The sequence below is a fragment of the Ruegeria sp. BC8 genome, from assembly GCF_056535705.1.
In genome coordinates, this window is sequence record NZ_JBQFIV010000001.1 from 2,036,436 (window position 1) to 2,063,401 (window position 26,966).

The following is a 26,966-nucleotide window of genomic DNA, read 5'->3' on the forward strand; positions in this document are numbered from 1 at the left end:
AGACGCCCCATGTTTTCCTACTGCGCTGATCCCGACACGCTCGGCACGTTCCGCTGGTTTTCATGCTATCTGACCAACGGCGTGCACTGGTCGTTCTACCTGTCGTTCATCAAGGTTCTGGCCTTGCTGGCGGTGACGGCCCCGGTGGCGTTGGCTTTCGGCTTTGCGGGGGCCATGGCGGCGCGGTCGCATGTCCCGCCACTCGGTTGGCTGGGCAAGGGCTATATCGCCATCGTGCGCGGTGTGCCCGACATTGCGTTTTTCCTGTTCTTCGTGATCGCCCTGGACCAGGGGTTCGAGTGGATGCGGCATCAGGTGCTGTGTCCCGACTGGACCGACCCGATCCGCCAGGGCAACGACTTTCTCGTCTGCCCCGCCGCCAAGTTGCCGCTGGGTACCGCACCGGAATGGGTGCACGAAACCTACGGCTTTTTCTTGGCCGTCATCACCTTCTCGATCGTGTTTGGTGCCTTCGCCGCCAACGTGCTGTTCGGCGGCATGCGCGCCGTGCCGCTGGCGCAGCTTGAAACCGCCGAGGCCTATGGCATGACCCGCCGCCAGACCTTCTGGCGTATTCTCGTGCCGCAGATGTGGGTCTATGCCCTGCCCGGTCTGTCGAACCTGTGGATGGTACTGATCAAGGCCACGCCCCTGCTGTTCCTGCTGGGGGTCGAAGACATCGTCTATTGGGCGCGCGAGCTGGGCGGCACCAAGACGTCGAAATTCACCGCCTATCCGCATGGCGACTGGCGCATGTGGTACTTCCTGTTTCTGCTGGTCTTCTACCTGGGCATGACCCGCGTCTCCGAGATCGGGCTGGAACGGCTGATGCGCCGCCTGTCGCACGGTCAGGCCACATCGGGCGGAGAGCTGCTGCGCAAGGAGACCACCGCATGAGCTGCCTGCAGACCATCCACGACTACGGCCTGCGCTCGATCGGGTTTGGCGAGCGCCTGCTGCCGCGCAGCGATTTCACCCTGTGCGAACAGTTCACCCTGATCGGCTCGGGGATGATCTGGAACATCTATTTCGGCGTGATGGCGCTGGCCACCGGGTTCTTCCTGGCGACGGCCGTGGCCCTGGGCAAGGCGTCCAGCCGCAAGTGGCTGCGCAAACCGTCCGAGTGGTTCATCTTCATCTTCCGCGGCTCACCACTGTTCATCCAGTTCTTCTTTGCCTACTTCCTGTTCCTGTCGCTCAAGAAGACCTATCCGATGTTCGATGCCTTCACCTCGGCCTGGCTGGGGGCGCTGATCGTGCTGTTCCTGAACACCGCCGCCTATTCGGGCGAGATCTTCTATGGCGCGCTGCGGTCGATCCCCAAGGGAGATATCGAGGCCGCCGATGCCTATGGCATGTCAGGATGGTCGCGCTTCCGCCGGGTCGTATGGCCCACCATGCTGCGGCTGGCCTGGCCCGCCTACACGAACGAGGCGATTTTCCTGTTCCATGCCACCACGCTGGTCTTCTTCTCGGCCTTCCCGGCCTGGCAACAACGCGGGGACGCGCTGTACTATGCCAGCTATTTCGCCGACAAGACGTTCAACCCGTTCGTCCCCTACCCGATCCTGGCGTTCTATTTCATCCTGCTGACGCTGGTGATCGTGGGCGTGTTCGGCCTGATCAACAAGCGGCTGAACCGGCACCTGCCGGTGGCGCGCAAGGCCAAGATTCGGTTTCGCCTGAACCTGGCGCGCTGAGGCGCCAAGCCCTTCAACTGTCGTTTCACTTAAAGCGCGCCATCGCGGAGTCAAAAGCCTCGGACATGTTGTCCCATGCCTTGTCGAATCCGGCTTTCATATCGGCCCAGGCCGCGTCACTGGCCTTGCGCATTTCCTTCAATTCGGCTTCGGCCTTGTCCCGCTGCGCCCGCATCTCTTCCAACTGCTTTTGGTACTGGGTTTTACTGTCCGCCGCGGCTTCGTCGATTTTGGCCTTGGTCTTGTCGATTTCGGCGTTCCACTGGTCCAGCATGGCCTTGGCTTTTTCGACGTAAACATCTCTTTCCGACATCCGAACATTCCTTTCTTGTCAAAACTTTCCTGACTGCGGATCAAAGCGTAACCCAGCCCTCGCGATTCCCACAAATACGCAACCGAGTGTTGATCCGAGCCGGCCGATTGAAGTTGCAAAAAACCGTGCAATGCATGTGCTGGAATGGGTACATATCCTGATGTTTCGTTTATTCCTGCCGCGCCCGAGATTGTCACCCGAATAATTTGATCAAAAATCGTGACAAGGGCAGAAAGCTCGACTAGGTTTGCCGCAGCACAGCTACGGAGCCCCAGATGGACCTTGCCGCCCTGCATACATTTCGCGTCGCCGCCTGTGACCTGAACGGCCAGATGCGCGGCAAACGCGTGCCCCCGTCTTACGCCGACAAGCTGGACAGCGGCGCGGTGCGCATGCCGTTTTCGGCGCTGAACGTCGATCTGTGGGGCGCCGATATCGAGGGCAGCCCGCTGGTGTTCGAAACCGGCGACGCCGATGGCGTGCTGCGCCCGACCGAGCGCGGCCCCGTGCCGATGCCCTGGCTGACCACACCCACGGCGCTGGTGCCCATGTGCCTGTACGACGATCACGGCACACCCTTTGCCGGCGATCCCCGCCATGCGCTGGCCGCGGTCCTGTCGCGCTATGCCCAGCGCGGATGGAAGGTTGTTGCCGCGACCGAGTTGGAGTTCACCCTGCTTGACTCCTCGGACGCCCAGCCAAAGCCTCCGCACAACCCGGTCACCGGCCGTCGGCTGCGCGGCGAGGCGGTGCTGTCGATGGCCGAAATGGACGCCTTCGACGCCTTCTTCACCGAACTTTATGATGGGTGCGCCGAAATGGGAATTCCCGCCCAGACGGCAATCTCAGAGAGCGGCATCGGCCAGTTCGAAATCAATCTGAACCATCAGAATGCCATGCGCTGCGCCGATGATACGTGGCTTTTCAAGGCATTGACCCGTGGGCTAGCCCGCAAGCACGGCTTTACCGCGACCTTCATGGCCAAACCCTATGCCGATGATGCGGGGAACGGAATGCATGTTCACTTCTCGGTGCTGGATGACCAGGGTCGCAACGTCTTTGACAATGGCGGGCGTGAAGGGACCGAAATCCTGCGCTCTGCCGTCGCCGGCTGTCTGGCCGCCATGCCCGGCAGCACGCTGATCTTTGCTCCGCATGGAAATTCTTACACGCGGCTCGTGCCCGGAGCCCATGCCCCCACTGGCGCGGCCTGGGCCTATGAGAACCGGACCGCGGCAATCCGCATTCCGGGCGGTGCGCCCGCCGCCCGCCGGATCGAACATCGCGTGGCCGGCGGCGACATCAACCCTTTTCTGATGCTGGCCGCGGTTCTGGGCGCGGCTCTGATCGGCATCGAGGACGGCCTTCAACCCCCGCCCCCGATCACGGGAAATGCCTACGAGATCGAAGGGCTTCCGCAATTGGCAGGGGACTGGGATTCGGCCATTTCGGCATTCGAGACGGACCCGATCATCGCGCGCATCTTCTCCGAGGATCTGATCCGAAACATGGTGATGACCAAAAGGCAGGAATCCGCACGCTTTGCCGACATGGACCCCGACAGTCACTGGCTGAGCTATCTGGAGTCCGTATGATCCTCTTGCCCGTGGATCAAGACTCGGGTAGATTGAATTTGATCAAATTTGGTGACTCATGAAAATCGGCATACTGCAGACCGGCCACGCGCCCGAACCGCTGGAACGATCGTTCGGCGACTACGACCTGATGTTTCAACAGCTTCTGGACGGCAACGATTTCGAGTTCGTGACCTATGCGGTGGTGGATGATGTGTTCCCCGACAGCGCAAGCGATTGCGATGGATGGGTGATCACCGGCTCGCGGCATGGCGCCTACGAAGATCATCCCTGGATCCCCAAGCTCGAGCAACTGATCCGCGAGATCCAAGCGGCACGAAAACCGCTGGTCGGCGTCTGTTTCGGCCATCAGATCATCGCTCAGGCGTTGGGTGGCAAGGTTGAAAAGTTCGACAAGGGTTGGGCGATCGGACGCACCGAGTATGACTATGACGGGCGCAAGGTTTCGTTGAACGCATGGCACCAGGATCAGGTGACGGCCTTGCCCGACGGCGCCCAGCTATTGGGTAGCAACGCGTTCTGCAAGATCGCGATGGTTGCATACGGGGACACGATCTGGACGGTGCAGGCACACCCCGAATACTCAAACGATTTCATTCAGGGCCTCATGGAGACACGTGGTAAAGGCGTGGTGCCCGACGCCCTGATGGACGACGCAAAAACCCGATGGAACGCTCCGGATGACAACGCCAATATCGGGCGTTTCATGGCAGAGTTCCTGAAGAAAGAGAGGGCCTGATGGCCGACTGGACAGACCAACTTCCACAAGCAGCACGGGATTACATAGAAGGGCACCGGCTGGACGAGGTCGAATGCATCATCTCGGACCTGCCGGGGATTGCCCGCGGCAAGGCGGTTCCGGCATCGAAATTCGCCAAACAGGCCTATTTCCATCTACCCGACAGCATCTTCTACCAGACCATCACTGGCGACTGGGGTGAGGCCGCCGGCGAGGATGGGTTCATCGAGCGCGACATGATCCTCAAGCCCGATTTCAGCACGGCCTCGGCGGCACCGTGGACCGGTGACTGGACTCTTCAGGTGATCCATGACGCCTACGACAGGGACGGCGATCCGATTCCGTTCAGCCCGCGCAACGTGCTCAAACGCGTGGTCCAGCTGTACAAGGACAAAGGGTGGAAACCGGTTGTCGCGCCCGAGATGGAGTTCTTTCTGGTCGCCCGCAACGTGGACCCGGCCAAGGGGATCGAGCCGATGATGGGCCGCTCGGGCCGTCCGGCTGCCGCGCGGCAGGCCTATTCCATGACCGCCGTGGATGAATTCGGCCCCGTGATCGACGACATCTATGATTTCGCCGAGGCGCAAGGGTTCGAGATCGACGGCATCACCCAGGAGGGCGGCGCCGGTCAGCTTGAGATCAACCTGCGTCATGGCGATCCGGTCAAGCTGGCAGACGAGGTGTTCTATTTCAAACGCCTGATCCGCGAGGCCGCGCTGCGCCACAACTGCTTTGCCACCTTCATGGCCAAACCGATCGAGGATGAGCCGGGATCGGCCATGCACATCCATCACTCGATCATCGACATGGAGACGGGCAAGAACCTGTTCTCGGGGCCTCAGGGCGGCGAGACGGACGCGTTCTACAACTTCATCGCCGGTTTGCAACTGCACCTGCCCGCCGGGCTGGCGGTGATGGCGCCCTACGTCAACTCGTACCGGCGTTACGTCAAGGACCATGCCGCCCCGATCAACCTCGAATGGGCGCGCGACAACCGTACCACGGGGATACGTGTGCCGCTGTCGGGTCCCGACAGCCGCCGTGTGGAAAACCGCATCGCCGGGATGGATTGCAACCCCTATCTGGGCATCGCCGTGTCGCTGGCCTGCGGCTATCTTGGCCTGGTTAATCAGGACCGGCCGCGCCGTCAGTTCTATGGCGACGCTTACGAAGGTGACGGCGACATCCCTCAGGTCATGGGCAACGCGCTGGATCTGTTCGACGAGGCCGACGCCTTGCATCAGGTTCTGGGCCCCGAGTTCGCCCGCGTCTACAGCATCGTCAAACGCGCCGAGTACGAGGAGTTCCTGCAGGTGATATCGCCGTGGGAGCGTGAACACCTGCTGCTGAACGTCTGAGCCATGTGCGCTATGAACCTGCTGTACAGCAATGACAAACGCGGCATCTACCCGCCCAGCTGGTATGCCGCCACCGCGCACCCGCGAATCCCGACCGAGCCGCTGCGCGGCGATGTCACCGCCGACGTTTGCGTCGTGGGTGGAGGGTATACGGGCCTCTCGACCGCGCTGCACCTGGCCGAGGCCGGGTTCAGGGTGGTCCTGCTTGAAGCGCACCGCGTGGGCTTCGGCGCCTCGGGGCGCAACGGCGGGCAACTGGGCAGCGCCCAGCGCATGGATCAGGAAGACCTGGAGAAGCTGGTGGGGCGCGACGACGCGGCCAAGCTGTGGGATCTGGCCGAAGACGCCAAGACGCTGACCAAATCGCTGATCGAACGCCAGGGCATCGATTGCGACTTGAAACCGGGCATCGCCACGTTGGGCTTCAGCGACGGCGAACGCGCCGAATTGCACGCTCACGCCGATCACCTGAAAACCGCCTATGGCTATGACCAGATCGAGCTTCTAGATGCCGAAGCCGGGCGCGCGCTCTGCCCCTCGCCGGCCTATGCGGGCGGATATCTGGACATGGGCGCGGCCCATCTGCACCCGCTGAACTATGCGCTTGGCCTGGCCGAGGCCGCCTTGGCCGCCGGCCTGACGCTGCACGAAAACACCGAGGTTCTGGGCATCGAGGAAGGCCCACGCGTCACCGTTCGCACCGAACAGGGTTCGGTCACGGCCGACCATCTGGTTCTGGCCTGCAATGGCTATCTAGGCAATCTGAACCGCAAGGTCGCTGCGCGGGTCATGCCAATCAACAATTTCATCGCCGCGACCGAGCCGCTGGGCGCCGAGGCCGCAAAGGTTCTGACGCAGGACGTGGCCGTTGCCGACACGAAATTCGTGGTGAACTATTTCCGGCTCAGCGCCGATGGGCGGATGTTGTTCGGCGGTGGCGAGAGCTATGGCTATCGCTTTCCATCCGACATCGCCGCCAAGGTCCGCAAACCGATGACCGAGATCTTTCCACATCTGCGCGACGTTCGGATCGACTATGCCTGGGGCGGTACGCTGGCCATCACCATGCGGCGGATGCCCTACCTGACGCGTCTGGCGCCAAACATCCTGTCGGCCTCAGGCTATTCCGGTCATGGGGTCGGCACTGCGACACATGCCGGACAGTTGATGGCGCTGGCCATCCAAGGTCAGGCCGAAGGGTTCGACACGATGGCCCGCGTGCCTGCTCTGCCTTTTCCCGGGGGCTCGGCCCTGCGCAGCCCTCTGCTGGTGCTGGCGATGACTTGGTATGCCCTGCGTGATCGGCTGGGCCTTTGACCCACCACTTGTGACGGTTCGGTGAAATTTCGCCCAGCAGGCGAATGAAGGCTTGGTTTGCTCAGCTTTTCATTTTATCTTTTCCAAACAAAGAATTTGGAATTATCAAATATGATGCTACCACCCAACGTCCATGACGCCGAACCCATCCCTGCCGCTGCCAAAGACGCGATCGAATCCCTGATGCAATCCGGGGACCTGTTCCGCTATACCGCGCCGCAGGACGCGCCGGTTGCTTTGCTTGAGGCAGAGTTCGCCGAGTTGCTGGGCAGCAAATACGCGCTGGCGGTGTCGTCCTGTTCGGCGGCTCTGTTCCTGTCGCTCAAGGCGCTGGGGCTGCCGCGGGACGCGCGGGTGCTGATCCCGGGCTTTACCTTTGCGGCGGTGCCCTCGTCGGTGGTGCATGCAGACTGCGTTCCGGTCCTGTGCGAGGTGGGCGACAATTACCGCGTCGACATCGACGATTTCGCGGCCAAGCTCGACGGGGTTCAGGCGGTGATCATCAGCCACATGCGCGGCCATACCTCGGACATGGACGCGATCATGGCGCTGTGCGACGCGCGCGACATCCCGGTGATCGAGGACGCGGCCCATTCGCTGGGCACCACTTGGCATGGCCGCAACATCGGCACCATCGGCAAGGTGGGCTGTTTCTCGTTCCAGTCCTACAAGATGATCAACGCGGGCGAAGGAGGCATCCTTGTCACCGACGACGCCGACCTGGTCGCCCGCGCCGTGATCATGTCGGGCGCTTATGAGCACAATTGGAAGAAGCACAAAGGACCGCACGGCCAGAATACGCCCGATCTGGAGCAGGCCTTTGCCCGATGGCAGAACAAGCTGCCGCTCTACAATCTGCGCATGAGCAACCTCAGTGCCGCGGTGATCCGCCCCCAACTGCCCGAATTGGCGCGGCGGGTGCGGGACGGGCTGGCCAACCACGATTATGTCGCGCAGCGCCTGAACAGCTCACCGCATATCCACGTACCCGACCCGCTGACACCGGAACGGCGTGCGCCGGATTCGATCCAGTTCAACCTGGTCGATCTGAACAAAGATCAGATCAAGGCATTTGCCGCCGCCGCCGAGGGCCGTGGCGTCAAGGTGCAGGTCTTTGGTCTGAGCGAGGACAACGCCCGCGCCTTCTGGAACTGGCAGTTTCTGCCAGAGCAGGTCGAGTTGCCTCGAACACGAGCAATGCTGATGTCGGCCTGTGACGTGCGCCTGCCGGTGCGCCTGACCCGCGCGGAACTGGATGTAATAGCCGACATCATCCTAGCCTCGGTCGGCGAGGTTACCGCGCCCGAAGTGGCCTTCGGCACCTGACCCAAACACAGTAAAGAGAAGGCCCGGGTTGTCCGGGCCTGTCTGGTATCAGCTGAGCTTGGAAAGCTTCTGCTGCAATTCAGCCAGTTGTTTTTTGATGTCGTCCAGGTCTTCTTTGGACTCGGACTTGCCTTCTTCGTCCTTGTCCGGCCCGGACCAATTGCCCGACAGCCCGCCTGTCATGGCCTTCAGGAACGCTTGCTGCTGCGCCTGCATTGCTTCGAACCCGGGCATGCTGCTCATGGGGTTCATCGCATTCATGTTTTCCATCATCTTGGCCTGGCTTTCGCGCAGCATCTCAAAGCTGGATTGCAGGAATTGAGGCATCATGCCCCCGCCCGGCACCATGTAGCTGCGCACCAGGTCATTCAGAACGTTCACAGGCAGAACGTTTTCACCCCGGCTTTCATGTTCGGCAATGATTTGAAGTAGATACTGTCGTGTCAGGTCGTCGCCGGTTTTCAGGTCGATGATCTGAACCTCGCGCCCGTCGCGGATGAACCCAGCGATGTCCTCAAGCGTGACGTAGTCGCTGGTCTCGGTGTTATACAGCCGACGGCTGGCATACCGCTTGATCAGCAGAGGTTTATCTTTGTCCGACACCGTTTACCCTCCCCAAGGATGATGCGTTGCAGCAGAGGTTATGCGACTGCAGAACAAAAAGAAAGGGCAGGTCAATGGACCTGCCCTTAGCGATTGCACCAATTTGGGAGGGATGGGTGCGTTTCGCGGATCTTGCTTACTTGGCAGCCGTTGCTTTCTTGGCAGCAGCGGTCACTTCGTTGGTGGCTTTCTTGACGGCCGCGGTGGTTTCTTCCGCAGCTTCTTTGCCAGCAGCCATCAGCAGCTCGACAGTTTCCGACTGAACTTTCTTGGCGATTTCAGCGAAAGCAGCCAGGTTCTCGGCAGCAACTTCAGCCGAAGCGCTGGCGAAATCGGTTGCTGCTTTGGCGTAGTCGGCCGGCTCTGCTTTGGCTTTCGACATCTCGCTCAGCTTGGCCAGAGTTTCCTTGGTCCATTTGTTCGAGATTTCAGCCGATTTCTCGGCAGCTTCCAGAGCAACACCCGACAGCTTTTCGTTCAGCGAAGCGGTCGATTTGAATGCATTTTCAACGGCGGAGGTGTCCACCGGGAACGCGCCCATCATGTCTTTCATGATCGCGGTAAAGTCTTGGGTCTTTGCCATTGTCCTAATCCTTTCAGCCGGTCCGGGCCCACCCCGGGTTTCATCAGCTTGAGGACAATATGATTGCTGCGGCGCAGCATTTCAAGTTTTTTGTTGCTGCACCGCAGAATTTTTTAGTTTCAATGTGAAATCAAGACTTTGGTTTGGCGACTACATAGGTTCCCGGCGCCGGAGCCAACGGTGGATGGCTCGAATCACCCGGTTCGCGTGCCGGAACCTGCTTGCCAGACCGCTTCTTCAACCAAGCCTCCCAGCGGGGCCACCACGAGCCTTCGTGGAAGCTTGCCTCTTTCATCCAGGTATCGGCACCCGCCTTGAGATCGGGGTTGGTGTAGTGACCGTATTTCTTTTTGCTGGGCGGATTGACGATGCCTGCAATATGTCCCGATTCCGAAACGATGAAGGTTTTGCTGCGCGACCCCATTTTCTGCACGCCGCGATAGCAGTCCTTCCAAGCGGCGATATGGTCCGTCTCGCAGGTGATCGCCATCAACGGCACATCCACGTCGCGAACATGCAGCTTGTGGCCCATCAATTCGAACCCGTCCGAGGCGAACTCGTTGCGCTGACACAAGCCACGTAAATACTGCACAGCCATTTTCGCGGGCAGGTTCGCGCCGTCCCCATTCCAGTACAACAGGTCAAAGGCGGGTGGCGTCTCGCCCAGCATGTAGCTGCGGATCGCCGGTCCATAGACCAGGTCGCGAGACCGAAGGAACGACATCGTGCGCGCCATGATCCATGACCGCAGCACACCTTCCTTGTTCACCTCTTCCTCGATCCCGTCGATGAAATCATTCTGCAGGAAGGGGGTAAACTCGCCCTGATCCGAAAAATCGGTCAGCGCCGTAAAGAACGTGGCGGATTTGATCGACTTGTCACCGCGCTGCTTCAAAAGCGACAGAGTGAGGCTCAAGGTCGTTCCGGCAATGCAGTACCCGACCGCATTGACTTGTTTGACCTTGCAGATCTTCTTGGCCTCTTCGACCGCCGTCAGGAAACCGTCCTGAACGTAGTCTTCCATTCCCGTTTCGGCATAGCTGGCATCCGGATTGACCCAGCTGACGACGAACAAGGTATAGCCCTGATCGGTGATCCACTTGATCAAGCTGTTCTGTGCCTTCAGATCCAGGATGTAGAACTTGTTGATCCAGGGCGGGAACAGAACGACGGGGGTTTCATAGACTGTCTCGGTCGCGGGACTGTACTGGATCAGTTCCATCATCCGATTTCGATAGACGACTTCGCCGGGCGTTGTAGCCAGGTTGCCGCCCACCTTGAACGCGTTTTCGTCCGCCAGCTTGACGATCAACTCGCCATCATTCGCTTCGAGATCGGCAACAAGATTCTCCAGCCCCTGGATCAGCGACTGGCCATCGGTTTCTATCGCCTTCTGCAGAGCGTCGGGGTTGGTCGGCAGGAAATTCGTCGGCGACATCATGTCGACAATCTGCTGCGAGAAGTATTTCAGCCGCCGCTTGTCCTTGGCGTCCAAGTCCTCGACCGTCTCCACCGCGTTCGCGATGGCTTCGGCATTGGTCAGGTATTGCTGTCGGACGAGACGGAAATAGGGGTTCGTATCCCACAGCGGGTTCGAGAAACGTTTATCCTTGCTCGGAGCCTCGTCCGCTTCGCCTTCACCCGCCAGCAGGGCCTGCTGCGCCGCAGCAAAATTCAGGACGGACTTGCCCCAGTATTCCAGCTGTTGTTCCAACAACTTGGCCGGGTTCTGCAGGGCCTCGGCCCAATAAGCAGTTGCTGCTCTTGCAAAAAGTTCCTGATTCGGGCCGTCCAGCGCGGGAGTATGAGCTTTTTTCGACGCCATCACCTCGATCAGCCGCTTGGACAGATCTTCGACTTTCAGCATGTTTTCCTTAAGGCGTTCAACGTGTTCGTCGCTTAAGTCGGGCATGTGGCCTTCACTTGTTGTCATTTTAACAAATCCCCCCTAACCTCGCTGCTGTGCAGAATATCGTCGTGGGCACCGGGGGGCAAAGCGACGAATGGTCCGAACTCTCAGGCTGACATTTAGGAGGCCATTCCCGTGCGTTACATGATGACCTACGACCTGATGGAAACCATGCGCAACACCAACCAATGGCTTGGTGCAACCGCAAGCGCGATGGCGTCCTACCCCCAGTTTTCCATGATCCCCAATCCGGCATTCAACTGGATGGCCGCGTGGGGCGAAGTAACCGAACGCACGTTTCAACGCATGGTCGTGAAACCCGATTGGGGTATCCGAACGTTTACCTGCGAAGACGGCAAAGATCATCTGGTGGATGTCACCTCCGTGCTTGAACGCCCGTTTGGCGATCTGGTCCACTTTCGCGTGAATGGCCGCAAAGAGCAACCGCGCAAGGTGCTGTTGGTTGCGCCGATGTCCGGACACTACGCCACCCTGCTGCGCTCGACCGTCAAGAGCCTGCTGGTCAATTGCGAAGTCTATGTGACCGATTGGCATAACGCGCGCGACATCCCCGTGTCCGAAGGCAAGTTCGATGTCGAGGACTACACCCTGTACCTTGTCGATTTCATGAAGGAGCTTGGGCCGGACACGCATGTCGTCGCTGTCTGCCAGCCCGCGCCCCTGACCCTTGCAGCGACGGCGTACCTTGCCGAAACCGACCCCAAGGAGCAGCCCAGCACGCTGACGCTGATCGGTGGCCCGGTTGACCCTGATGCAACCCCGACCGAAGTCACCGATTTCGGCCGCCGCGTGACCATGGGCCAGCTTGAGGAAACGATGATTCAGCGGGTGGGCTTCAAATACAAGGGCGTGGGACGCATGGTTTATCCCGGGCTTCTTCAATTGGCATCCTTCATGTCCATGAATGCCGAGCGCCACGGCAAGGCTTTCTCCGACCAGATCCAGCGCGTCATGCGGGGTGAGGCGTCGGATCATGACGCCCACAACCGTTTCTACGATGAATATCTGGCCGTAATGGACATGACGGCAGAGTTCTACCTCTCGACGGTCGAGCGGGTGTTCAAGAACCGTGAGATCGCCCGGAATGAGTTCATCGTGGCTGGTCACAAAGTCGACATCGGCAAAATCACGGATGTGGCGGTCAAGACGGTCGAAGGCGCCAATGACGACATCTCGGCCCCCGGTCAGTGTATCGCGGCGCTGGACTTGTGCACCGGTCTGCCCGACAGCAAGAAGGCCAGCCATGTCGAACCCGGCGCGGGCCACTACGGTATCTTCGCCGGACGCAGTTGGCGTGACAATATCCGCCCGCTGGTCATAGATTTCATGAACGAAAACAGCCGCAAACCGCGCCGCCGCGCGGCCAACAGCAACAAGGTTGCTTGATGTCCGCAGACCCGGCGCCTGCCCTTCCGTTTGCCTGCAACTGCGGTAAGCTTAGCGGCGAGATCACGGCCAAAGGGGTGTCCAGCGGCACCCATGTCGTCTGTTTCTGCCCAGATTGCCGCGCCGGACAGCTGTATTTTGGTCAACCTGACCCCGCACCCGGGCCGGTCGATATTTTTCAGATGTCGCCCGAATATATCCGCATCACCAAAGGCGCCGAGAACCTGGCCGTGATGCGGCTAGGACCCAAAGGTCTGTTTCGATGGTACGCCAAATGCTGCAACGCGCCTGTGGCTACCACCACCAGCAGCATGAAATTCCCCTTTGCCGGATTTGATGTCGCCAGGTTTTCCGATCCATCCCCTCTGGGGCCGGTGGAGACCCGCGCCCATGTCCCGCAGGCGAATGGGAAATGGAAACACGAGAATGTGGCTCCTGCTGTTCTCGGCATGATCCGCAGAGTCATTTCGGCGCGCCTTTCCGGTCGTTGGAAGCAGACGCCGTTCTTCGACGTCGCAACCGGCAATCCGGTTGTGGCTCCGCATGTCATCAGCCTTGAAGAACGCAAGGCGCTGTACGACTAGAAAGCCCGCACGGGTATGTTCAACCAGTCGGACAGCGCGTCGGTGGTTTCACCCGGCGCTTCAAGCGTCGGAAGATGCCCCGCCATGTCCACCACATGCAAGGCTGCACCGGGGATCAACTCGGCCATGAAACTGTGTTTTCTGACCGGCGTCAGAGTGTCGTGTGCCCCGCACAGAACCAATGTCGGCACCTTTATTCGCCGCAATGTGCCCTGCTGATCCGGGCGGCGCTGCAGAGCGCGCATTTGGCGCACGAACAGTTCCGGTCCCAGCTCCAGCGCCATTTCCAGCATGTCGTTCAATATCGGGATCCGCTGCGGTCCGGGGGCCAGCGTGTCCGAACCCAGAACCTTGCGCATGACATCCTCAAGACGGCCAGCCTGTGCCGCAACGATCAGCTCTTCGCGGTCAGCGGCGATCTGGGGGGTATCGGCCTGCGCATCCGTCGCCATGAGGCAAAGGCGGGTCACGCGTTCCGGGGCGCGGCGCACCAGTTCCAACGCAACAATGCCCCCCATGCTCAGACCAGCCAACGCAAAGCGGTGCGGCAACTGGTCTAAAAGCGCCGAGGCAATCTCTTCGATCCGATCACCGCCGCCGATCGGCGCGACCATTACCGGCCTGGTCTGAGACAGCCGGGTTGTCTGTGGCTGAAACAGCCGTGCATCGCACATCAATCCTGGCAACAAGACCAGCGGCTCGATCACGCAGGGCCTCCTTGTACTGGCCGATCGGCTCGGCCGTTTTGTTGATCAGGATGAGAGTTTCGGCGCAGACGGGCAAGAAAAACTTTAAGGATAGCGGATTGCGCGAAATTCGGGAAAGTCCGCATAGCGCCGCCGGCGTTCGCTCAGAGTCTCATCCGGATCGGCACCGGCCCTGAGCAGACTGCCACGGGGCGCAATGTAGCTGTCGATCCGGCGCAGCGGGGTGGGCCGCCACACCAGATTGAAGGCGCAGAGTTTGGGAAAGAACCAGATCTCGGAATAATCCAGATGATCGTGCATCCACCAGGCCAGATCGCGCCAGTCCCTGCCTTGTGCGTAACGGTCGGCAAACCATGGGATCACGATCGAGGCTCCGGCAATTCGCGCCTCGCCTGTGCCGCGGTCCCAGATGTGGCATTCAAGGGGATGATCGTTGCGGGCGCAGTTCAACTTGTTCTCGTTTCCAAACCGGTTCAGCGAGGGCGACCGGTATCCAGACCGGACGGCAACACGCCCGAATGTTTCCTCCAACGGGTCCAGAAGGGTTTCGCAAAATGCACGGCCGGTTTCGATGGCAAGACCCGGGTTGTCCGGCAGGTTCTGTTTTTCGTGAAAGTTCCCGATCTCGGAATACAGGAAATCGCGCATGAAGAAATGGCGCGACAGGCGCACGCGGCCCAAGGTCTCGAGGCTCCACATGCTGCCTGGTCTGCGCATTTTCAGTACCCGTTCCAACGAAAGGCCCCATCCGGCGCGAGGGCCGAGTACGGGTTGAACGCAACTTCCCAGATCGTACCATCCGGTGCCCGAAAGTACCCATGGTGCCCGCCCCAGAACACGTCCGAGGCTGGTTTCAGGATTTCGGCCCCCGCTGCCTCGGCAGCTTGCAACAGTTCGGCGACACCCTCCTTGGATCGGCAATTGTGGCTGAGCGTCATCGCGCCGCGACCCAGGGTTTCAACGCCAACTCCGATTTCTTCGGCCAGCGCGGTCAATGGGTACAGACCCAGCGTCTGGCCGATCAGGTCAAAAACGATCACCCCGTCCGGGCTGTCGGTGCGGCGCCATCCCAGCGCCTCGTAAAAGCGGGCTGCGGCTTCGGGATCTTCGGCCCCGATCGTGATCAGGCTGACGCGTTGCTCCATCACTCCACCCCAAAACCGTTCAGCCATTGCAGAATACCTGCCACCGTCGCATCGGTCTGCCCCGGCGACATCAGCCGTCCGGCAATGACGTGCGATTGCGGGTCGTCACCCGACCCCATAGTTACGGTCTGAACGGTCGCAGGTGCCCCCCAGTCTTCTGCAACTTTGTGAGTCAGGTCGGGCCGAACCACCTGATCGTCATCCGAGAACCAGAACAGAGCCGGCACCAGTGCGCCCGAAAAATCCAGCTCGTAGACGGTATCGACCAGCACTGACATCGGAACCACCGCCTCCCACGGATAAGAGGACGACCAGTACAGGTTCTTTTCCGGATCAGGGCCCGACACGTCGCGGGTTTCGCCCATCAGCAACGGCAGCCAGCCGCGCGCCCATGGCAGCGACGGGATCCAGGATCCGGCCGCCTGCACCCCGAAATTGGGCGAGATGAAAACCATCCCGACCACGTCCTTGGTCAGCTCTGGGTCCAAAGCCGCAGCTGCCGCCAGGGTTCCCCCGGTCGAGGTCGAGATCACGATAACCTTGTCGCCCACGGCGCGGGCGGCGGCCAGGCCTTCGGCAATGTCCCGCATCCAGCCCGAGGCCGTCCCTTCGGCCATTGCCAGCCCGTCGCGCCCGTGCCCCTGCAGGCGCGTATAGACCAGATTGGCCCCCAGCGCGTCGGCGATCCTGTCGGGCACCGGGCGGATTTCCTCGGACGAGGCAGAGAACCCGTGCACATAAAGTACCGAATAAGGCGTGCGCCGTTCTTTGAATCCGTCCTGCCAGATCACCCGCTTTTCGACACCCGGCACGATATCGTCATAGGCGGACTCGATGCTTTCGAAATAGATCTGAACCCCCTCGCCGAACTTACGCGGATCGAACCGCGGGTGCAGATCCACCTCTTCGCGCGGGCCGAACCAGTAGATCAGCCCGCCGACCACCGCCAGCGCCAGCAAGACCCGCCCGAGAAACCACCCCAGCCGCCGCATCAGTTGGCCCCCATCACGTCGCGAACCGCATCTTCGATCAGCCCCAGACACGGCCCGTCCGAGAACCGGTGATCCGCATCCTTGACCAACAACTGCCGCATGTCCGGACCGCTGGCATGGTCGAGCAGCCGTACCGCCGTCTCGGTGGAAACCGCCGTATCCGCCGTGCCTTGCAGAAACCGTACCGGGAACGGCAGGTTCAACGGCGACCGCAACACCAGCCGCGTCCGCCCATCCTCGATCATCCGCTTGGTGATGATGTAAGGCTCCATGTAGTCCGAGGGCAGTTCAACATGCCCGACCGTCTCCAACGCCTCTTTCTGCGCATCGGTGAACGAGGCCCAATAGCCGTCCTCTGTGAAATCCGGCGCTGCCGCAATCGTGACCATGCCGGCGATCCGCTCGGGCATGACCCGCGCCAGCAGCAACGCCTGCCAGCCTCCCATGGACGAACCCACCACGATCAGCGGCCCTTCGGTCAGCGCTGAAACCGCCGCAACCGTGTCCTCATGCCAATCCCCGATGCACCCCTCCTCGAACCGGCCGGAACTTTCGCCATGCCCGGAATAGTCGAACCGCAGATAGGCCTGCCCACGTGCCCGCGCCCAGTCCTCGAGATGCGCCGCCTTGGTGCCCTCCATGTCCGACTTGAGGCCACCCAAGAAAACGACCGTGGGGCCCGCCCCTTCGCTCCTGTGATAGGCCAGCCGCCGCCTCTGTGGCGTTTCCAGAAATGTCGTCGCTGCCATGAAATCCTCACATGCTTTTCCAGCATCATGCACGCGCCGCGTCCAAGTGCAATTCCCGCCCCTCCGTCATCTGGCGGCAGATATCCCGTGGCACGCTCGGAGCAGAGCCCTCTGCCCGCCAACGCTTGACACAGCCACCACCACCTGCCAAACGGACCCGACACCATAACCCGCAACCGGGCGTTCAGTGGGCGCCAAACCGACGAGGAGAGCCAGACCATGGCCCTGGATTCAAAATCCGTCTCTCTTACCTTCCCCGATGGCAATTCCCGATCCTACGCGGCAGGCGTCACGCCGGCCGAGGTCGCTGCCGACATCTCCACCTCGCTGGCGAAAAAGGCCATCTCGGCCACCGTCAACGGCCAGCACTGGGACCTGCAGTGGCCCATCGAACAGGATGCCGAAATCGCTCTCCATACGATGAAGGACGAGGCCCAGGCCAACGAGCTGATCCGCCACGACTTCGCCCACGTGATGGCCCGCGCGGTGCAGGAAATCTGGCCCGACACCAAGGTCACCATCGGCCCGGTCATCGAAAACGGCTGGTATTACGATTTCGACCGCGCAGAACCCTTCACGCCCGAAGATCTCGGCCTCATCGAGAAAAAGATGAAAGAGATCATCAACAAGCGCGATCCGGTCACCACCGAGATCTGGGACCGCGAGCGTGCCATCGCGTTCTACAAGGCCAACAACGAGCCTTACAAGGTCGAGCTGATCGACGCGATTCCGGGTGACGAGCCGGTGCGCATGTATTGGCACGGCCATTGGCAGGATCTCTGCCGCGGCCCGCACCTGCAGCATACCGGCCAACTACCCGGCGACGCGTTCAAGCTGATGTCCATCGCCGGCGCCTACTGGCGTGGCGACAGCAACCGCCCGATGCTGCAGCGTATCTATGGCGTTGCCTTCACCGGCAAGGAAAAGCTCAAGGCGCACCTGCACATGCTGGAAGAGGCCGCCAAGCGCGACCACCGCAAGCTGGGCCGCGAGATGGACCTGTTCCACATGCAGGAAGAGGCCCCGGGCCAGATCTTCTGGCACCCCAACGGCTGGACCATCTACACCCAGCTTCAGGACTATATGCGGCGTGCCCAGCACCGCGGCGGCTATGTCGAGGTCAACACCCCTCAGGTGGTCGACCGCAAGCTGTGGGAACGCTCGGGCCACTGGGACAAGTACCAGGAAAACATGTTCATCGTCGAAGTCGACGAGGAACACGCCCGCGAAAAAGCCGTGAACGCGCTCAAACCGATGAACTGTCCGTGCCACGTGGAGATCTTCAAGCAGGGCCTGAAATCCTACCGCGACCTGCCGCTGCGCATGGCCGAGTTCGGATCCTGCGCGCGCTACGAACCCTCGGGCGCGCTGCATGGCATCATGCGGGTCCGCGGCTTTGCTCAGGACGACGCGCATATTTTCTCGACCGAGGACCAGATCGGCGATGAATGTGCCCGCTTCATCGGGTTTCTGACCGATGTCTACAAGGATCTGGGTTTTGACAGTTTCAAGGTCAAATTCTCGGATCGCCCCGAACAGCGCGCCGGCTCGGACGAGGTCTGGGACAAGGCCGAAGAAGCCCTGCTGACCGCCACCCGCGCTGCGGGGGTCGAGCCGGAACTGAACCCCGGCGAAGGTGCTTTCTATGGGCCGAAGCTGGAATTCGTCCTGACCGACGCAATCGGGCGTGACTGGCAATGCGGCACCTTCCAGGTCGATTTCGTCCTGCCCGAACGGCTGGATGCTACCTATGTCGGCGCCGATGGGGCCAAACACCGTCCGGTGATGCTGCACCGCGCTTGCCTGGGGTCGTTCGAACGGTTCATCGGCATCCTGATCGAAGAACATGCCGGCAAACTGCCTTTCTGGCTGGCGCCCCGCCAGGTCGTCGTGGCCTCGATCACCTCCGAGGCCGATGACTATGTTTTGGAAGTGGTCGAAACGCTCAAGGCTGCCGGCGTCCGGGCCGAGGCCGACATCCGCAACGAGAAGATCAACTACAAGGTCCGCGAACATTCCGTCGGCAAGGTCCCGGTGATCTTGGCCGTCGGCCACCGCGAGGTCGAAGAGCGCACAGTCAGCGTACGCCGTCTGGGCGAGAAGCAGACACAGGTCCAGCCGCTTGACGCTGTAACAAAAGAGCTGGCGCACGCGGCAACGCCCCCCGATCTTCTGTAACAATCGGCACAGTCTTGCCGCCAATCCGGCCCCCAGCACGGGGCCGGATTGAAACATTTCTGGATTTCCCAATTTATTACAGTGTGTTAACTTGCAAGGGGCATTAACGCTCCCTGACACAGCCGTGAGACACGGGCTCGTGAATTCAACAGAGCAGTGTCAGCCGTTACCTTTGTCACTGTCACAAGCAGACATACGCAATCACGAAAAGGATTACCTGAGATGTCGAACACCGCCAAAACCCTCGTAATCGCAAGCGCCGTTGCCGCAGCCGTTGCGGGCTCTGCAACCACCGCCGCCGCTCAGGCCAAAGAAAAATGCTATGGCGTATCGCTGGCAGGCCAGAACGACTGCGCCGCCGGACCGGGCACCACGTGTGCCGGCACCTCGACCGTGGACTACCAAGGCAACGCCTGGACGTTGGTCGATGCGGGCACCTGCGCCGACATCGAACTGCCTAAATCCGCGGATGGAACGCCCCGCAAAGGCTCGCTCGAGCCGCTGGAACGCGATCTGCCGGCATAAGGCACGGGAAGGAATGTCAGGGGCGGGCTAAACCAAACAGCCCGCCCTGTTTCTTGCTGAGAAGGATCACGCGATGTTGGATGACGCCCGCAGAATGCAACGGCTGCCCGCCGCGCCCGGGGTCGGCTACAAGCCGCAGCACTATGCCGAGATCCTTGACCAGCCCGACCCCGTCGGTTGGCTGGAAATCCATGCCGAAAACTACATGGGCGACGGCGGCCGACCGCTGGCGCAGCTGCGTCACCTGTCCGAACGGTTTCCCATCTCGGTGCACGGTGTGGGCCTGTCCATCGGTGGCGAAGGCCCGCTGGACGCCGAGCACCTGGCCCGCCTGAAGCATCTTGTCGGCTGGCTGAACCCGGCCAGCTTTTCGGAGCATCTGGCATGGTCTACCCATGACAGCCAGTTCCTGAACGATCTGCTGCCCCTGCCCTATACCGACGCCACACTGGCCCGCATCTGCGATCATATCGATCAGGTGCAAGAGACCATGGGCCGGCAGATGCTGCTGGAGAACCCTTCCAGCTATCTCGCTTTTGCCGAAAGCACGTGGTCTGAACCCGACTTCTTGCGCGAGGTCGCGCGCCGGACCGGATGTGGCCTACTGCTGGACGTCAACAACGTCTTCGTCTCGGCCACCAATCTGAATTACAGCCCGCAGGCCTATATGGACACCTACCCTCTGGACCAGGTCGGCGAGATCCACCTGGGTGGCCATGACGAGGATCAGGACGATCACGGCCAACCCCTGCTGATCGACAGCCACGGCCGCGCCGTCGTCGATCCGGTCTGGGCGTTGCTGGATTATGTGCTCGACCAGTCAGGCCCCAAACCCGTGCTGATCGAGTGGGACAATGACGTGCCCGACTGGTCCACCCTGCGCTCCGAGGCCGAACGCGCGCAATCCGCGCTGGACCGGATCCCGGCATGAGCGTTTCGCAATCAGAATTCCAGGCGGCCCTGCTGGACCCGGCAGCGCCCGTGCCCGAGGGGCTGCTGGACGACCAGGCCCGCCCCGCCGGACGCCGCTTCAGCGTCTACCGCAACAACGTGGCCGTGTCGCTGACCGAGGCCATGCACCAGGCCTTTCCGGTCATAACCAAGCTGCTGGGTCCGCAGAACATGGACGGTCTGGCCGGGATCTATCTGCGTCAGCATCCGCCTAGCTCTCCGCTGATGATGTTTTACGGCGAGAACTTCCCCGAATTCCTCGCCGACACCGAGCAACTGGCGCATCTTGGCTATCTGCCCGACGTGGCACGGCTGGAGTTGGCATTGCGCCGGTCCTACCACGCCGCCGACAGCCAACCGATCGCGCCCGACGCGCTGGCCGCCCTGCCGCCCGAAGACCTGATGCAGGCCCGGCTGGGCTTTGCCCCGGCCATGCAGTTGATCCGATCCGACTGGCCCATCCACTCCATCTGGCGGTTCAACACCGAAGACGGCGCGCCAAAGCCTCAGCCCGGTGCGCAGGACGTGCTGATCACGCGCCCCGAATTCGACCCGTCGCCACACCTGCTGCCGCCCGGCGGGGTCGACTGGATCACCGCCATGCAGGCCGGCCAGACCATTGGTCAGGCCTTCGAGGCAACCACCGCCCGGACGCCCGCGTTCGACCTGGGAACCACCCTGGCACTGCTGTTGCAGGGCAGTGCAATTACTTCAATGACTATCGAAAGGCCGGAAACATGACTGCCCTGATCTCTATGCATAATTCCGCACTTGGAAAGCTGGACCACGCCTCGAACTGGCTGACACCGACCGTGGCGCGGCTGACTTTCATAGCGGTTCTTCTGGTCTATTACTGGAACTCGGCCATGACCAAGCTGGGCAGCGGCTTTTTCGGGTTCCTGTTCCCCTCGGATGGGGCCTATGTCCAGATCTTCCCCAAGGCCATGGAGGCCGTCGGCTACGACAGCTCGCAGCTAGGGTTCTTTACCTGGCCCGTTGCCGTCGCCGGAACCTGGGCCGAGTTCGTCCTACCTGCGTTGCTGCTGGTGGGGCTGCTGACCCGCCTTGCCGCCCTGGGCATGATCGGGTTCGTCTGGGTCCAGACCTTCACCGATGTCACCGGGCACGGGGTCAAACTGGGTGGTCTGTTCGACAACACCATCACTCTGATGGATCAGCGGGTCATGTGGACCTTCCTGTTCGTGGTGATCGTGATCAACGGCGCGGGCCCACTCTCGCTCGACCGGGTCCTGCGCCTGAAATGATCTAGAAATGCGCCTTGGGTTCGTCCGGCTTGCCCGCGGCGATCCCAAGCAGCCCCGCGACGCCGGCGAAGGCAATCGGGAACATGGTGAACACGCCGAAGCCAAAGGCATAGTACATCCCCGCCGCGGAAATCAGCAGAAGCACTCCCGCCACCAGCGCACGCGCATGCGCCATGGCCCCCCCGGCAATCGCCAGCAACGGCGCCAAAAGCGATGCTGTCTTGATAAGCTGGGGGTTTTCCACCTGCTCTGCCAACCCCTCGATCTCGCCGTAACGATCCACAAGCTCGACAAACCCGTACCCAAAAAAACCGACGATCATTCCGACCAGACCGGCAATGACACCCAATATCATGGCTGCGTTTCGCATGAAGTATTCCTGATTGTTGCGCCGGTTCAGATAGTCACCCGTTCAAGCAATGCCAAGGGCTGTGCGGGTTTGCGGGGTCCAGCCCAGGAACAAGTGCCCGTCACGTTCGATCAGCGGACGCTTCATCAGGGCAGGATGATCCGCCAGTAGTTCCAGCGGTGGTCGCGAGCGTTGATCGTCGTCCAATCCACGCCAAGTTGTCGAGCGGGTGTTGAGCAAGGCTTCGCCGAACTGGTCAAACGCTTTGGCCAACATCTTCGAAGGAACACCCGCACCTCGGACATCGATGAATTCGGCATCAGGCAGTGATTTCAGTGCCTTACGGCAGGTATCGCAGGTCTTCAGGCCAAAAAGGCGCATGATGTATCCACTCCGGTCGTTGCAGCAATTTCGGGCAAAACGAATAGGTTAACCCAGTATTCCTTGATTTTTTACTTCACCGTGCAATGTTGAAAAAGGCGAAACACACAATTTACGCCGTCTCGTTCGTTCGGAACTGCGTGGGTTTGTGGTCGCTTTGACTATGCCCTGCCGATTTGCTGGGTGACGCGCAAGGAGAAGGAGACACGGGAAATGCCAACTGGCACCGTGAAGTGGTTCAATACGACCAAAGGCTATGGTTTTATTGCCCCCGATGAAGGGGGTAAGGATGTGTTTGTGCATATCTCGGCCGTAGAACGATCCGGCCTGACCGGACTCGCCGACAATCAGAAAGTCTCGTACGAGTTGCAGGACGGACGTGACGGCCGCCAAATGGCGGCTGATTTGAAGCCATTGTAAAAGGGCCCGCCAACTGGCGGGTGCGACGAAACAAGGTCAACGGCCAATTGACAGGCCGTTGTCCACCCTCTTCCCGGATAATCTAGCCTCGCGTCGGGTCGGCCTCGGTGCGGTTTGTCCAGTTGTCGCCCATGGCCACAATGCAGGACGTCCCGGTCGCATAGGTTACGACAAGGGTCCAGTCACCGCGACGGCTGGTCCACACCTCCATGATCTGCTCGGGTCCCCGAACACCAGAGGCGGTCTGCTGCGCCCCAAATTGGTGGCGCAGTTTGTCATGCATCCGCGCCGTGGGCTCGCAGATCACCTCAGCGATTGGCGACTTTGCGTAGGCCGGCTGGCCCAGCAACAAAGCGATCGCCGCAGTTCTAGACATCAAGCTGAACCTCATGCTCCAAGCGTAACAGGATCATGACAATCCGAACAAGTGGCGATCAGCCTTTTCGGATCACCGCTTCGAACTCACGCCATTCGCGCGCGGTCATGCCCGAGTTTTCCTGCGTCACTTGCTCGCCCTTCAGCATTCGACGCAGCGCTTCGACCATCTGCGCCGACAGGTTGACCGCACCCAGGCGATAGTCTTCGAACGCCTTGTACGCGAATGGTACCCAGTCGGCCACGATCTTGCACATGGTTTCGGCATAGACGCGGATCTCGTATTGCGCATGCGGATCTGCCCGCAGGCGCAGGAAGTGGAACAGATTGTGCAGGTCCACCTTCCAATACCACTGCGTGTAGATGTTTGCCGGCAGGTTCATCCGCGCCAGTTCGCGCGCCAGACCCTGCTGGCCATCCTGGCCGATCATCGCTTCGTAATTGTCGTAGCAGCGGGCGCTGTCGGCCTTGAGAATGTCCAGTACGCGCGCAGCCTCTTCGCCCTGCAGCGCCTCGCCCCGCCCCTGATTGTTGATCGCTGATTGCGCAGCCAATTGATCTGGCGCGGGAATGTAGAATTCCCGGTCTAGGATCGAATAGCGGGCCGAGTATTCGTTCACGTTGGCCGTCCGGTGGCGGATCCACTGACGGGCGACGAAGACCGGCAGTTTCACGTGCAGTTTCACTTCGCACATTTCGAACGGGGTCGAATGCCAATGGCGCATCAGATAGCGGATCAACCCCTCGTCATTCTGTACGGACTTCGTACCTTTGCCATAGGACACGCGGGCCGCCTGGCAGATCGCAGCATCATCGCCCATATAGTCGATGACCCGCACGAATCCGTGGTCCAGAACAGGATGCGCAGTGTAGAGGTGCTGTTCCATACCCGGAGCCACAACACGGCGGGTCGACTGCGTTTGTGCGCGTTGCTCTTCGATCTCGGCCAGTTGTTCGGCGGACAGCGGCATGGACATACCTCGTTTTTGAAATGAGTCGCCGACCACTATATATCGGCAACATCAGCACTGAAACCGCCATATGTGTGCTGCGTCGCGCATTTTTCGGTTTCTCTGCGACCGCCCCCTCGACACGCCCCTGCAGCGCGCTAAGCTGCACACAATCATCAACACCGAAAGGATCGCTGAGATGGGGCTGAGATACCTCCACACCATGGTGCGCGTGAAGGATTTGGAAAAATCCATGGCCTTCTACAAGCTGCTGGGACTCCAGGAAACCCGCCGTTACGACAGCGAGGAAGGGCGGTTTTCGCTGATCTTCATGGCCCCTCCGGGTCAGGAGGACAGGCCGATCGAGCTGACATGGAACTGGGATGGCGATGAGGGTTTGCCAAGCGACAGCCGCCATTTCGGCCACCTAGCCTATGGGGTCGACAACATTTACGAGACCTGTCAGCACCTTGCCGACAATGGCGTCGTCATCAACCGCCCTCCCCGCGATGGGCGTATGGCGTTCGTGCGCTCGCCTGACAACATTTCGGTTGAACTGCTGCAGAATGGCGATGCCTTGCCCCCGGCCGAACCTTGGGCCAGCATGGAAAGCACCGGCCACTGGTGATCCGCTGGCTGACAGGATTGGGGCTGGCCGTTCTGGCCAGCTCTGCTGAGGCCCAAAACTGCCGGCTGGCCTTGGCGCTTGCTTTGGACATATCCGTTTCGGTCGACGCCAAAGAAGACGCCCTGCAGCGGCAGGGCCTGGCTTCAGCCCTGATCGCTCCTGAAGTCCGGAAAGCGTTCTTTTCCTCGCCGCTGCCCGTAGCCCTGACGGTTTATGAGTGGAGCGGTCGCGACGCCCAGTACATCGTCCTTCCCTGGCGCCTGATCGAGACCGAGGCTGATCTGCTTGTTGCAGCGACACAGGTGAGCGAGTCCCAAAGATCTGACAGCGGCTCGGCCACTGCCATGGGATATGCCCTGGCTTTCGGGGCCTCTCTGATGGAGCAGGCTCCGCAATGCCTGTTTCAAACGATTGACCTGTCCGGGGACGGCTCGAACAATGACGGCTACGGTCCGCAGATCGCCTATCGCCACTTTCCCTTCGACCGCATAACCGTGAATGGGTTGGTCATAAATGCGGCGGATTTCGAAGGGGAGCTGTTCCTCATCCCGTTTTTTGAGAACAACGTCTTGCATGGGCCAAACGCCTTTTTGGAAATCGCGCAAGGGTTCGAAGACTTTGAGCGCGCCATGCGACGCAAGCTGGAACGGGAATTGACCAGCCTTCAGGTCGGCGCGTTGGGGCGCAGCGCAAAATGATTACCCGTGCGCTGGCTCTGTGTTGTTTGGCCTTGGGCAGCCCGGCCGCTGCTCAATGCCGGCAAGCCCTGGCGCTTGGGTTGGATGTTTCAGGCTCAGTCGACAGCAACGAATACCGACTTCAATTGGACGGCTTGGCCGCTGCATTGCAACGGCCGGAGGTGGAACGGCTGATCCTGTCGAATCCCGAAGCCCCCGTTCGGATCGCCGTTTTCGAATGGAGCGAAGCAGGTTTCCAGCGGCTGTTGGTCGGCTGGACCGACATTCGGTCCCCGACCGATTTGTCCGGGATTGCGCAACGTCTGCAATCCACGCGTCGGTCATCGGCACCTCAGGGCACAGCGGTGGGGTCTGCCATGCAGTACGGGGCTGATTTGTTGGATACCCAAGCCGCCTGCTGGAAGCGAACGCTGGACCTCTCAGGAGATGGTAAGCACAATGTCGGCCTCCATCCCAGAGAGGCCAAAGCCCAACTGCAGGCAACCGGCATCACGATCAATGGGCTTGTGATCGGAGCCGATGATCCCAGCACCGGGGACAAGCGATATGTGCAAATCGGAGAGTTGTCGGCCTATTACAACGCTTGGGTCATTCTGGGGCCCGGAGCCTTCGTCGAAACCGCTTTGGGATTTGAAGCCTACGAAGACGCGATGACGCGCAAGCTGATCAGAGAGCTGGATTCGCTGACCCTGTCCCAAGTTTTGCCATTGAACGGCGGTAGTCAGTAGATGTACCGGATCTGATCCGTCCAATACCGTTCGACTCGGCGCAAAGCGCTGGTAATCTCTTCGATCCCTTCGGTGCCCAGGACACCCTTGGCCTGCAGCCCTTCGGCGTGGCGCGAGAAGAGATCGGCCACGATGTCACGGATTTCCCGCCCCCGAGGTGTCAGACGCACCCGCACCGAACGTCGGTCAATCTCGCATCTCTGGTGATGCATGAACCCCATCTCGACCAGTTTCTTGAGGTTGTAACTGACGTTGCTGCCTTGATAATAGCCGCGGCTTTTGAGTTCACCGGCAGTCACCTCGTGGTCACCGATGTTGAACAGCAGCAGCGCCTGCACCGCGTTGATTTCCAGTACGCCGACCCGCTCGAACTCGTCCTTGATGACGTCCAGAAGCAACCGATGCAGACGTTCAACCAAGGCCAGCGCCTCAAGATAGCTGGACATGAACCCCTTGGTTCCGGGTGCGGAGACCTGCAATTCCAAACTCAT

The 26,966-nt window shown here is 60.6% G+C and carries 32 protein-coding genes; 18 read left to right on the forward strand and 14 right to left on the reverse strand.

All coding sequences use genetic code 11. The features are described 5' to 3' along the window. Window positions 1-9 precede the first annotated feature (9 nt). Both ACR3EK_RS10325 and ACR3EK_RS10330 read left to right on the forward strand, forming a co-directional pair. Window positions 10-897 (forward strand): ABC transporter permease, encoded by an 888-nt coding sequence (locus ACR3EK_RS10325; protein WP_480633320.1) that lies wholly within the window; start codon window positions 10-12, stop codon window positions 895-897. Then, window positions 894-1,700 carry an ABC transporter permease gene (locus tag ACR3EK_RS10330; protein WP_480633321.1) on the forward strand — a complete coding sequence of 269 codons (807 nt, stop codon included), beginning with the start codon at window positions 894-896 and terminating at the stop codon, window positions 1,698-1,700. Before ACR3EK_RS10325 ends, ACR3EK_RS10330 begins: the two co-directional genes overlap by 4 nt. A gap of 25 nt (window positions 1,701-1,725) precedes the next feature. Here ACR3EK_RS10330 and ACR3EK_RS10335 read toward each other — a convergent pair whose 3' ends face one another. Further along, window positions 1,726-2,013 (reverse strand): sll1863 family stress response protein, encoded by a 288-nt coding sequence (locus tag ACR3EK_RS10335; protein ID WP_170372210.1) that lies wholly within the window; start codon window positions 2,011-2,013, stop codon window positions 1,726-1,728. 275 nt (window positions 2,014-2,288) lie between these two features. Here ACR3EK_RS10335 and ACR3EK_RS10340 point away from each other — a divergent pair, with 275 nt between their 5' ends. The 5 genes from ACR3EK_RS10340 to ACR3EK_RS10360 all read left to right on the forward strand — a co-directional run bounded on the left by ACR3EK_RS10340 (window position 2,289) and on the right by ACR3EK_RS10360 (window position 8,348). Continuing rightward, window positions 2,289-3,608, forward strand: a complete 1,320-nt coding sequence (locus tag ACR3EK_RS10340; RefSeq protein WP_480633322.1) for a glutamine synthetase family protein — start codon at window positions 2,289-2,291, stop codon at window positions 3,606-3,608. A gap of 58 nt (window positions 3,609-3,666) precedes the next feature. Further along, a complete protein-coding gene (locus ACR3EK_RS10345) occupies window positions 3,667-4,347 on the forward strand; it encodes a type 1 glutamine amidotransferase (protein WP_480633323.1) in 681 nt (226 codons plus the stop codon). Next, window positions 4,347-5,705 (forward strand): glutamine synthetase family protein, encoded by a 1,359-nt coding sequence (locus ACR3EK_RS10350; protein WP_005982147.1) that lies wholly within the window; start codon window positions 4,347-4,349, stop codon window positions 5,703-5,705. The genes ACR3EK_RS10345 and ACR3EK_RS10350 overlap by 1 nt, the downstream gene beginning before the upstream one ends. Before the next feature lie 12 nt (window positions 5,706-5,717). After that, window positions 5,718-7,022, forward strand: a complete 1,305-nt coding sequence (locus ACR3EK_RS10355) for an NAD(P)/FAD-dependent oxidoreductase (RefSeq protein WP_480634018.1) — start codon at window positions 5,718-5,720, stop codon at window positions 7,020-7,022. Between the two features lie 111 nt (window positions 7,023-7,133). Then, on the forward strand, window positions 7,134-8,348 hold the full coding sequence (locus ACR3EK_RS10360; RefSeq protein ID WP_480633324.1) for a DegT/DnrJ/EryC1/StrS family aminotransferase: 1,215 nt from the start codon (window positions 7,134-7,136) through the stop codon (window positions 8,346-8,348). Between the two features lie 48 nt (window positions 8,349-8,396). Here the strand turns inward: ACR3EK_RS10360 and phaR are convergent, their stop codons facing one another. From phaR to ACR3EK_RS10375, 3 genes are all read right to left on the reverse strand, one after another. Then, window positions 8,397-8,951: a polyhydroxyalkanoate synthesis repressor PhaR gene (gene phaR, locus ACR3EK_RS10365; RefSeq protein WP_170363106.1), complete on the reverse strand. Its 555-nt coding sequence runs from the start codon at window positions 8,949-8,951 to the stop codon at window positions 8,397-8,399. A 136-nt stretch (window positions 8,952-9,087) separates the two neighbouring features. Then, the gene (locus ACR3EK_RS10370; RefSeq protein ID WP_170338288.1) at window positions 9,088-9,534 is read right to left on the reverse strand and encodes a phasin, PhaP; all 447 of its coding nucleotides are present in this window, start codon (window positions 9,532-9,534) and stop codon (window positions 9,088-9,090) included. A gap of 130 nt (window positions 9,535-9,664) precedes the next feature. Beyond that, a complete protein-coding gene (locus tag ACR3EK_RS10375) occupies window positions 9,665-11,467 on the reverse strand; it encodes a PHA/PHB synthase family protein (protein WP_170458551.1) in 1,803 nt (600 codons plus the stop codon). Between the two features lie 111 nt (window positions 11,468-11,578). On the opposite strand from ACR3EK_RS10375, the gene phaZ reads away from it, so the two are divergent. After that, window positions 11,579-12,850 (forward strand): polyhydroxyalkanoate depolymerase, encoded by a 1,272-nt coding sequence (gene phaZ, locus ACR3EK_RS10380; protein ID WP_480633325.1) that lies wholly within the window; start codon window positions 11,579-11,581, stop codon window positions 12,848-12,850. Next, complete coding sequence (locus tag ACR3EK_RS10385) at window positions 12,850-13,434, forward strand: DUF6151 family protein (protein WP_480633326.1); 585 nt, start codon at window positions 12,850-12,852, stop codon at window positions 13,432-13,434. Before phaZ ends, ACR3EK_RS10385 begins: the two co-directional genes overlap by 1 nt. Here the strand turns inward: ACR3EK_RS10385 and ACR3EK_RS10390 are convergent. The 5 genes from ACR3EK_RS10390 to ACR3EK_RS10410 all read right to left on the reverse strand — a co-directional run bounded on the left by ACR3EK_RS10390 (window position 13,431) and on the right by ACR3EK_RS10410 (window position 17,027). Then, the gene (locus ACR3EK_RS10390) at window positions 13,431-14,141 is read right to left on the reverse strand and encodes an alpha/beta fold hydrolase (protein WP_170358510.1); all 711 of its coding nucleotides are present in this window, start codon (window positions 14,139-14,141) and stop codon (window positions 13,431-13,433) included. The two genes, ACR3EK_RS10385 and ACR3EK_RS10390, sit on opposite strands and share 4 nt — an antisense overlap. 84 nt (window positions 14,142-14,225) lie before the next feature. Then, a complete protein-coding gene (locus ACR3EK_RS10395) occupies window positions 14,226-14,840 on the reverse strand; it encodes a hypothetical protein (protein WP_170359241.1) in 615 nt (204 codons plus the stop codon). 20 nt (window positions 14,841-14,860) lie between these two features. Next, the gene (locus ACR3EK_RS10400; protein ID WP_093962557.1) at window positions 14,861-15,286 is read right to left on the reverse strand and encodes a VOC family protein; all 426 of its coding nucleotides are present in this window, start codon (window positions 15,284-15,286) and stop codon (window positions 14,861-14,863) included. Beyond that, complete coding sequence (locus ACR3EK_RS10405; protein WP_480633327.1) at window positions 15,286-16,278, reverse strand: alpha/beta hydrolase; 993 nt, start codon at window positions 16,276-16,278, stop codon at window positions 15,286-15,288. Before ACR3EK_RS10405 ends, ACR3EK_RS10400 begins: the two co-directional genes overlap by 1 nt. Next, window positions 16,278-17,027: an alpha/beta hydrolase gene (locus ACR3EK_RS10410; protein ID WP_480633328.1), complete on the reverse strand. Its 750-nt coding sequence runs from the start codon at window positions 17,025-17,027 to the stop codon at window positions 16,278-16,280. The genes ACR3EK_RS10405 and ACR3EK_RS10410 overlap by 1 nt, the downstream gene beginning before the upstream one ends. Window positions 17,028-17,246: 219 nt before the next feature. Here ACR3EK_RS10410 and thrS point away from each other — a divergent pair, with 219 nt between their 5' ends. The 5 genes from thrS to ACR3EK_RS10435 all read left to right on the forward strand — a co-directional run bounded on the left by thrS (window position 17,247) and on the right by ACR3EK_RS10435 (window position 21,946). Then, the gene (gene thrS / locus ACR3EK_RS10415; protein ID WP_480633329.1) at window positions 17,247-19,205 is read left to right on the forward strand and encodes a threonine--tRNA ligase; all 1,959 of its coding nucleotides are present in this window, start codon (window positions 17,247-17,249) and stop codon (window positions 19,203-19,205) included. Between the two features lie 222 nt (window positions 19,206-19,427). Then, on the forward strand, window positions 19,428-19,730 hold the full coding sequence (locus tag ACR3EK_RS10420; protein WP_005982123.1) for a BufA1 family periplasmic bufferin-type metallophore: 303 nt from the start codon (window positions 19,428-19,430) through the stop codon (window positions 19,728-19,730). A gap of 73 nt (window positions 19,731-19,803) precedes the next feature. Next, a complete protein-coding gene (bufB, locus tag ACR3EK_RS10425; RefSeq protein ID WP_480633330.1) occupies window positions 19,804-20,661 on the forward strand; it encodes an MNIO family bufferin maturase in 858 nt (285 codons plus the stop codon). Then, window positions 20,658-21,422, forward strand: coding sequence for an HvfC/BufC family peptide modification chaperone (locus ACR3EK_RS10430; protein ID WP_480633331.1), 765 nt, complete (start codon window positions 20,658-20,660; stop codon window positions 21,420-21,422). The genes bufB and ACR3EK_RS10430 overlap by 4 nt, the downstream gene beginning before the upstream one ends. After that, the gene (locus tag ACR3EK_RS10435) at window positions 21,419-21,946 is read left to right on the forward strand and encodes a DoxX family membrane protein (protein ID WP_170370759.1); all 528 of its coding nucleotides are present in this window, start codon (window positions 21,419-21,421) and stop codon (window positions 21,944-21,946) included. The genes ACR3EK_RS10430 and ACR3EK_RS10435 overlap by 4 nt, the downstream gene beginning before the upstream one ends. 1 nt (window position 21,947) lies before the next feature. On the opposite strand, the gene ACR3EK_RS10440 is transcribed toward ACR3EK_RS10435, so the two are convergent. Continuing rightward, window positions 21,948-22,316 carry a hypothetical protein gene (locus ACR3EK_RS10440; protein WP_170358498.1) on the reverse strand — a complete coding sequence of 123 codons (369 nt, stop codon included), beginning with the start codon at window positions 22,314-22,316 and terminating at the stop codon, window positions 21,948-21,950. Between the two features lie 42 nt (window positions 22,317-22,358). Further along, complete coding sequence (locus tag ACR3EK_RS10445; RefSeq protein WP_170366514.1) at window positions 22,359-22,676, reverse strand: ArsC/Spx/MgsR family protein; 318 nt, start codon at window positions 22,674-22,676, stop codon at window positions 22,359-22,361. Window positions 22,677-22,889: 213 nt separating this feature from the next. On the opposite strand from ACR3EK_RS10445, the gene ACR3EK_RS10450 reads away from it, so the two are divergent. Beyond that, the gene (locus tag ACR3EK_RS10450; protein WP_008758035.1) at window positions 22,890-23,096 is read left to right on the forward strand and encodes a cold-shock protein; all 207 of its coding nucleotides are present in this window, start codon (window positions 22,890-22,892) and stop codon (window positions 23,094-23,096) included. 82 nt (window positions 23,097-23,178) lie between these two features. On the opposite strand, the gene ACR3EK_RS10455 is transcribed toward ACR3EK_RS10450, so the two are convergent. Both ACR3EK_RS10455 and thyX read right to left on the reverse strand, forming a co-directional pair. Then, a complete protein-coding gene (locus ACR3EK_RS10455; protein ID WP_170435047.1) occupies window positions 23,179-23,472 on the reverse strand; it encodes a hypothetical protein in 294 nt (97 codons plus the stop codon). Window positions 23,473-23,530: 58 nt separating this feature from the next. Continuing rightward, window positions 23,531-24,442, reverse strand: a complete 912-nt coding sequence (thyX, locus tag ACR3EK_RS10460) for an FAD-dependent thymidylate synthase (protein ID WP_170435049.1) — start codon at window positions 24,440-24,442, stop codon at window positions 23,531-23,533. 178 nt (window positions 24,443-24,620) lie between these two features. On the opposite strand from thyX, the gene ACR3EK_RS10465 reads away from it, so the two are divergent. From ACR3EK_RS10465 to ACR3EK_RS10475, 3 genes are read left to right on the forward strand one after another with little or no spacing between them, the layout of a single operon-like run. Continuing rightward, window positions 24,621-25,049 carry a VOC family protein gene (locus tag ACR3EK_RS10465; RefSeq protein WP_170337804.1) on the forward strand — a complete coding sequence of 143 codons (429 nt, stop codon included), beginning with the start codon at window positions 24,621-24,623 and terminating at the stop codon, window positions 25,047-25,049. Then, a complete protein-coding gene (locus tag ACR3EK_RS10470; RefSeq protein ID WP_170337802.1) occupies window positions 25,046-25,747 on the forward strand; it encodes a DUF1194 domain-containing protein in 702 nt (233 codons plus the stop codon). Before ACR3EK_RS10465 ends, ACR3EK_RS10470 begins: the two co-directional genes overlap by 4 nt. After that, window positions 25,744-26,475, forward strand: a complete 732-nt coding sequence (locus ACR3EK_RS10475; RefSeq protein ID WP_170438686.1) for a DUF1194 domain-containing protein — start codon at window positions 25,744-25,746, stop codon at window positions 26,473-26,475. The genes ACR3EK_RS10470 and ACR3EK_RS10475 overlap by 4 nt, the downstream gene beginning before the upstream one ends. On the opposite strand, the gene ACR3EK_RS10480 is transcribed toward ACR3EK_RS10475, so the two are convergent. Further along, window positions 26,469-26,966, reverse strand: a complete 498-nt coding sequence (locus ACR3EK_RS10480) for a MarR family winged helix-turn-helix transcriptional regulator (RefSeq protein WP_093962569.1) — start codon at window positions 26,964-26,966, stop codon at window positions 26,469-26,471. The genes ACR3EK_RS10475 and ACR3EK_RS10480 overlap by 7 nt on opposite strands.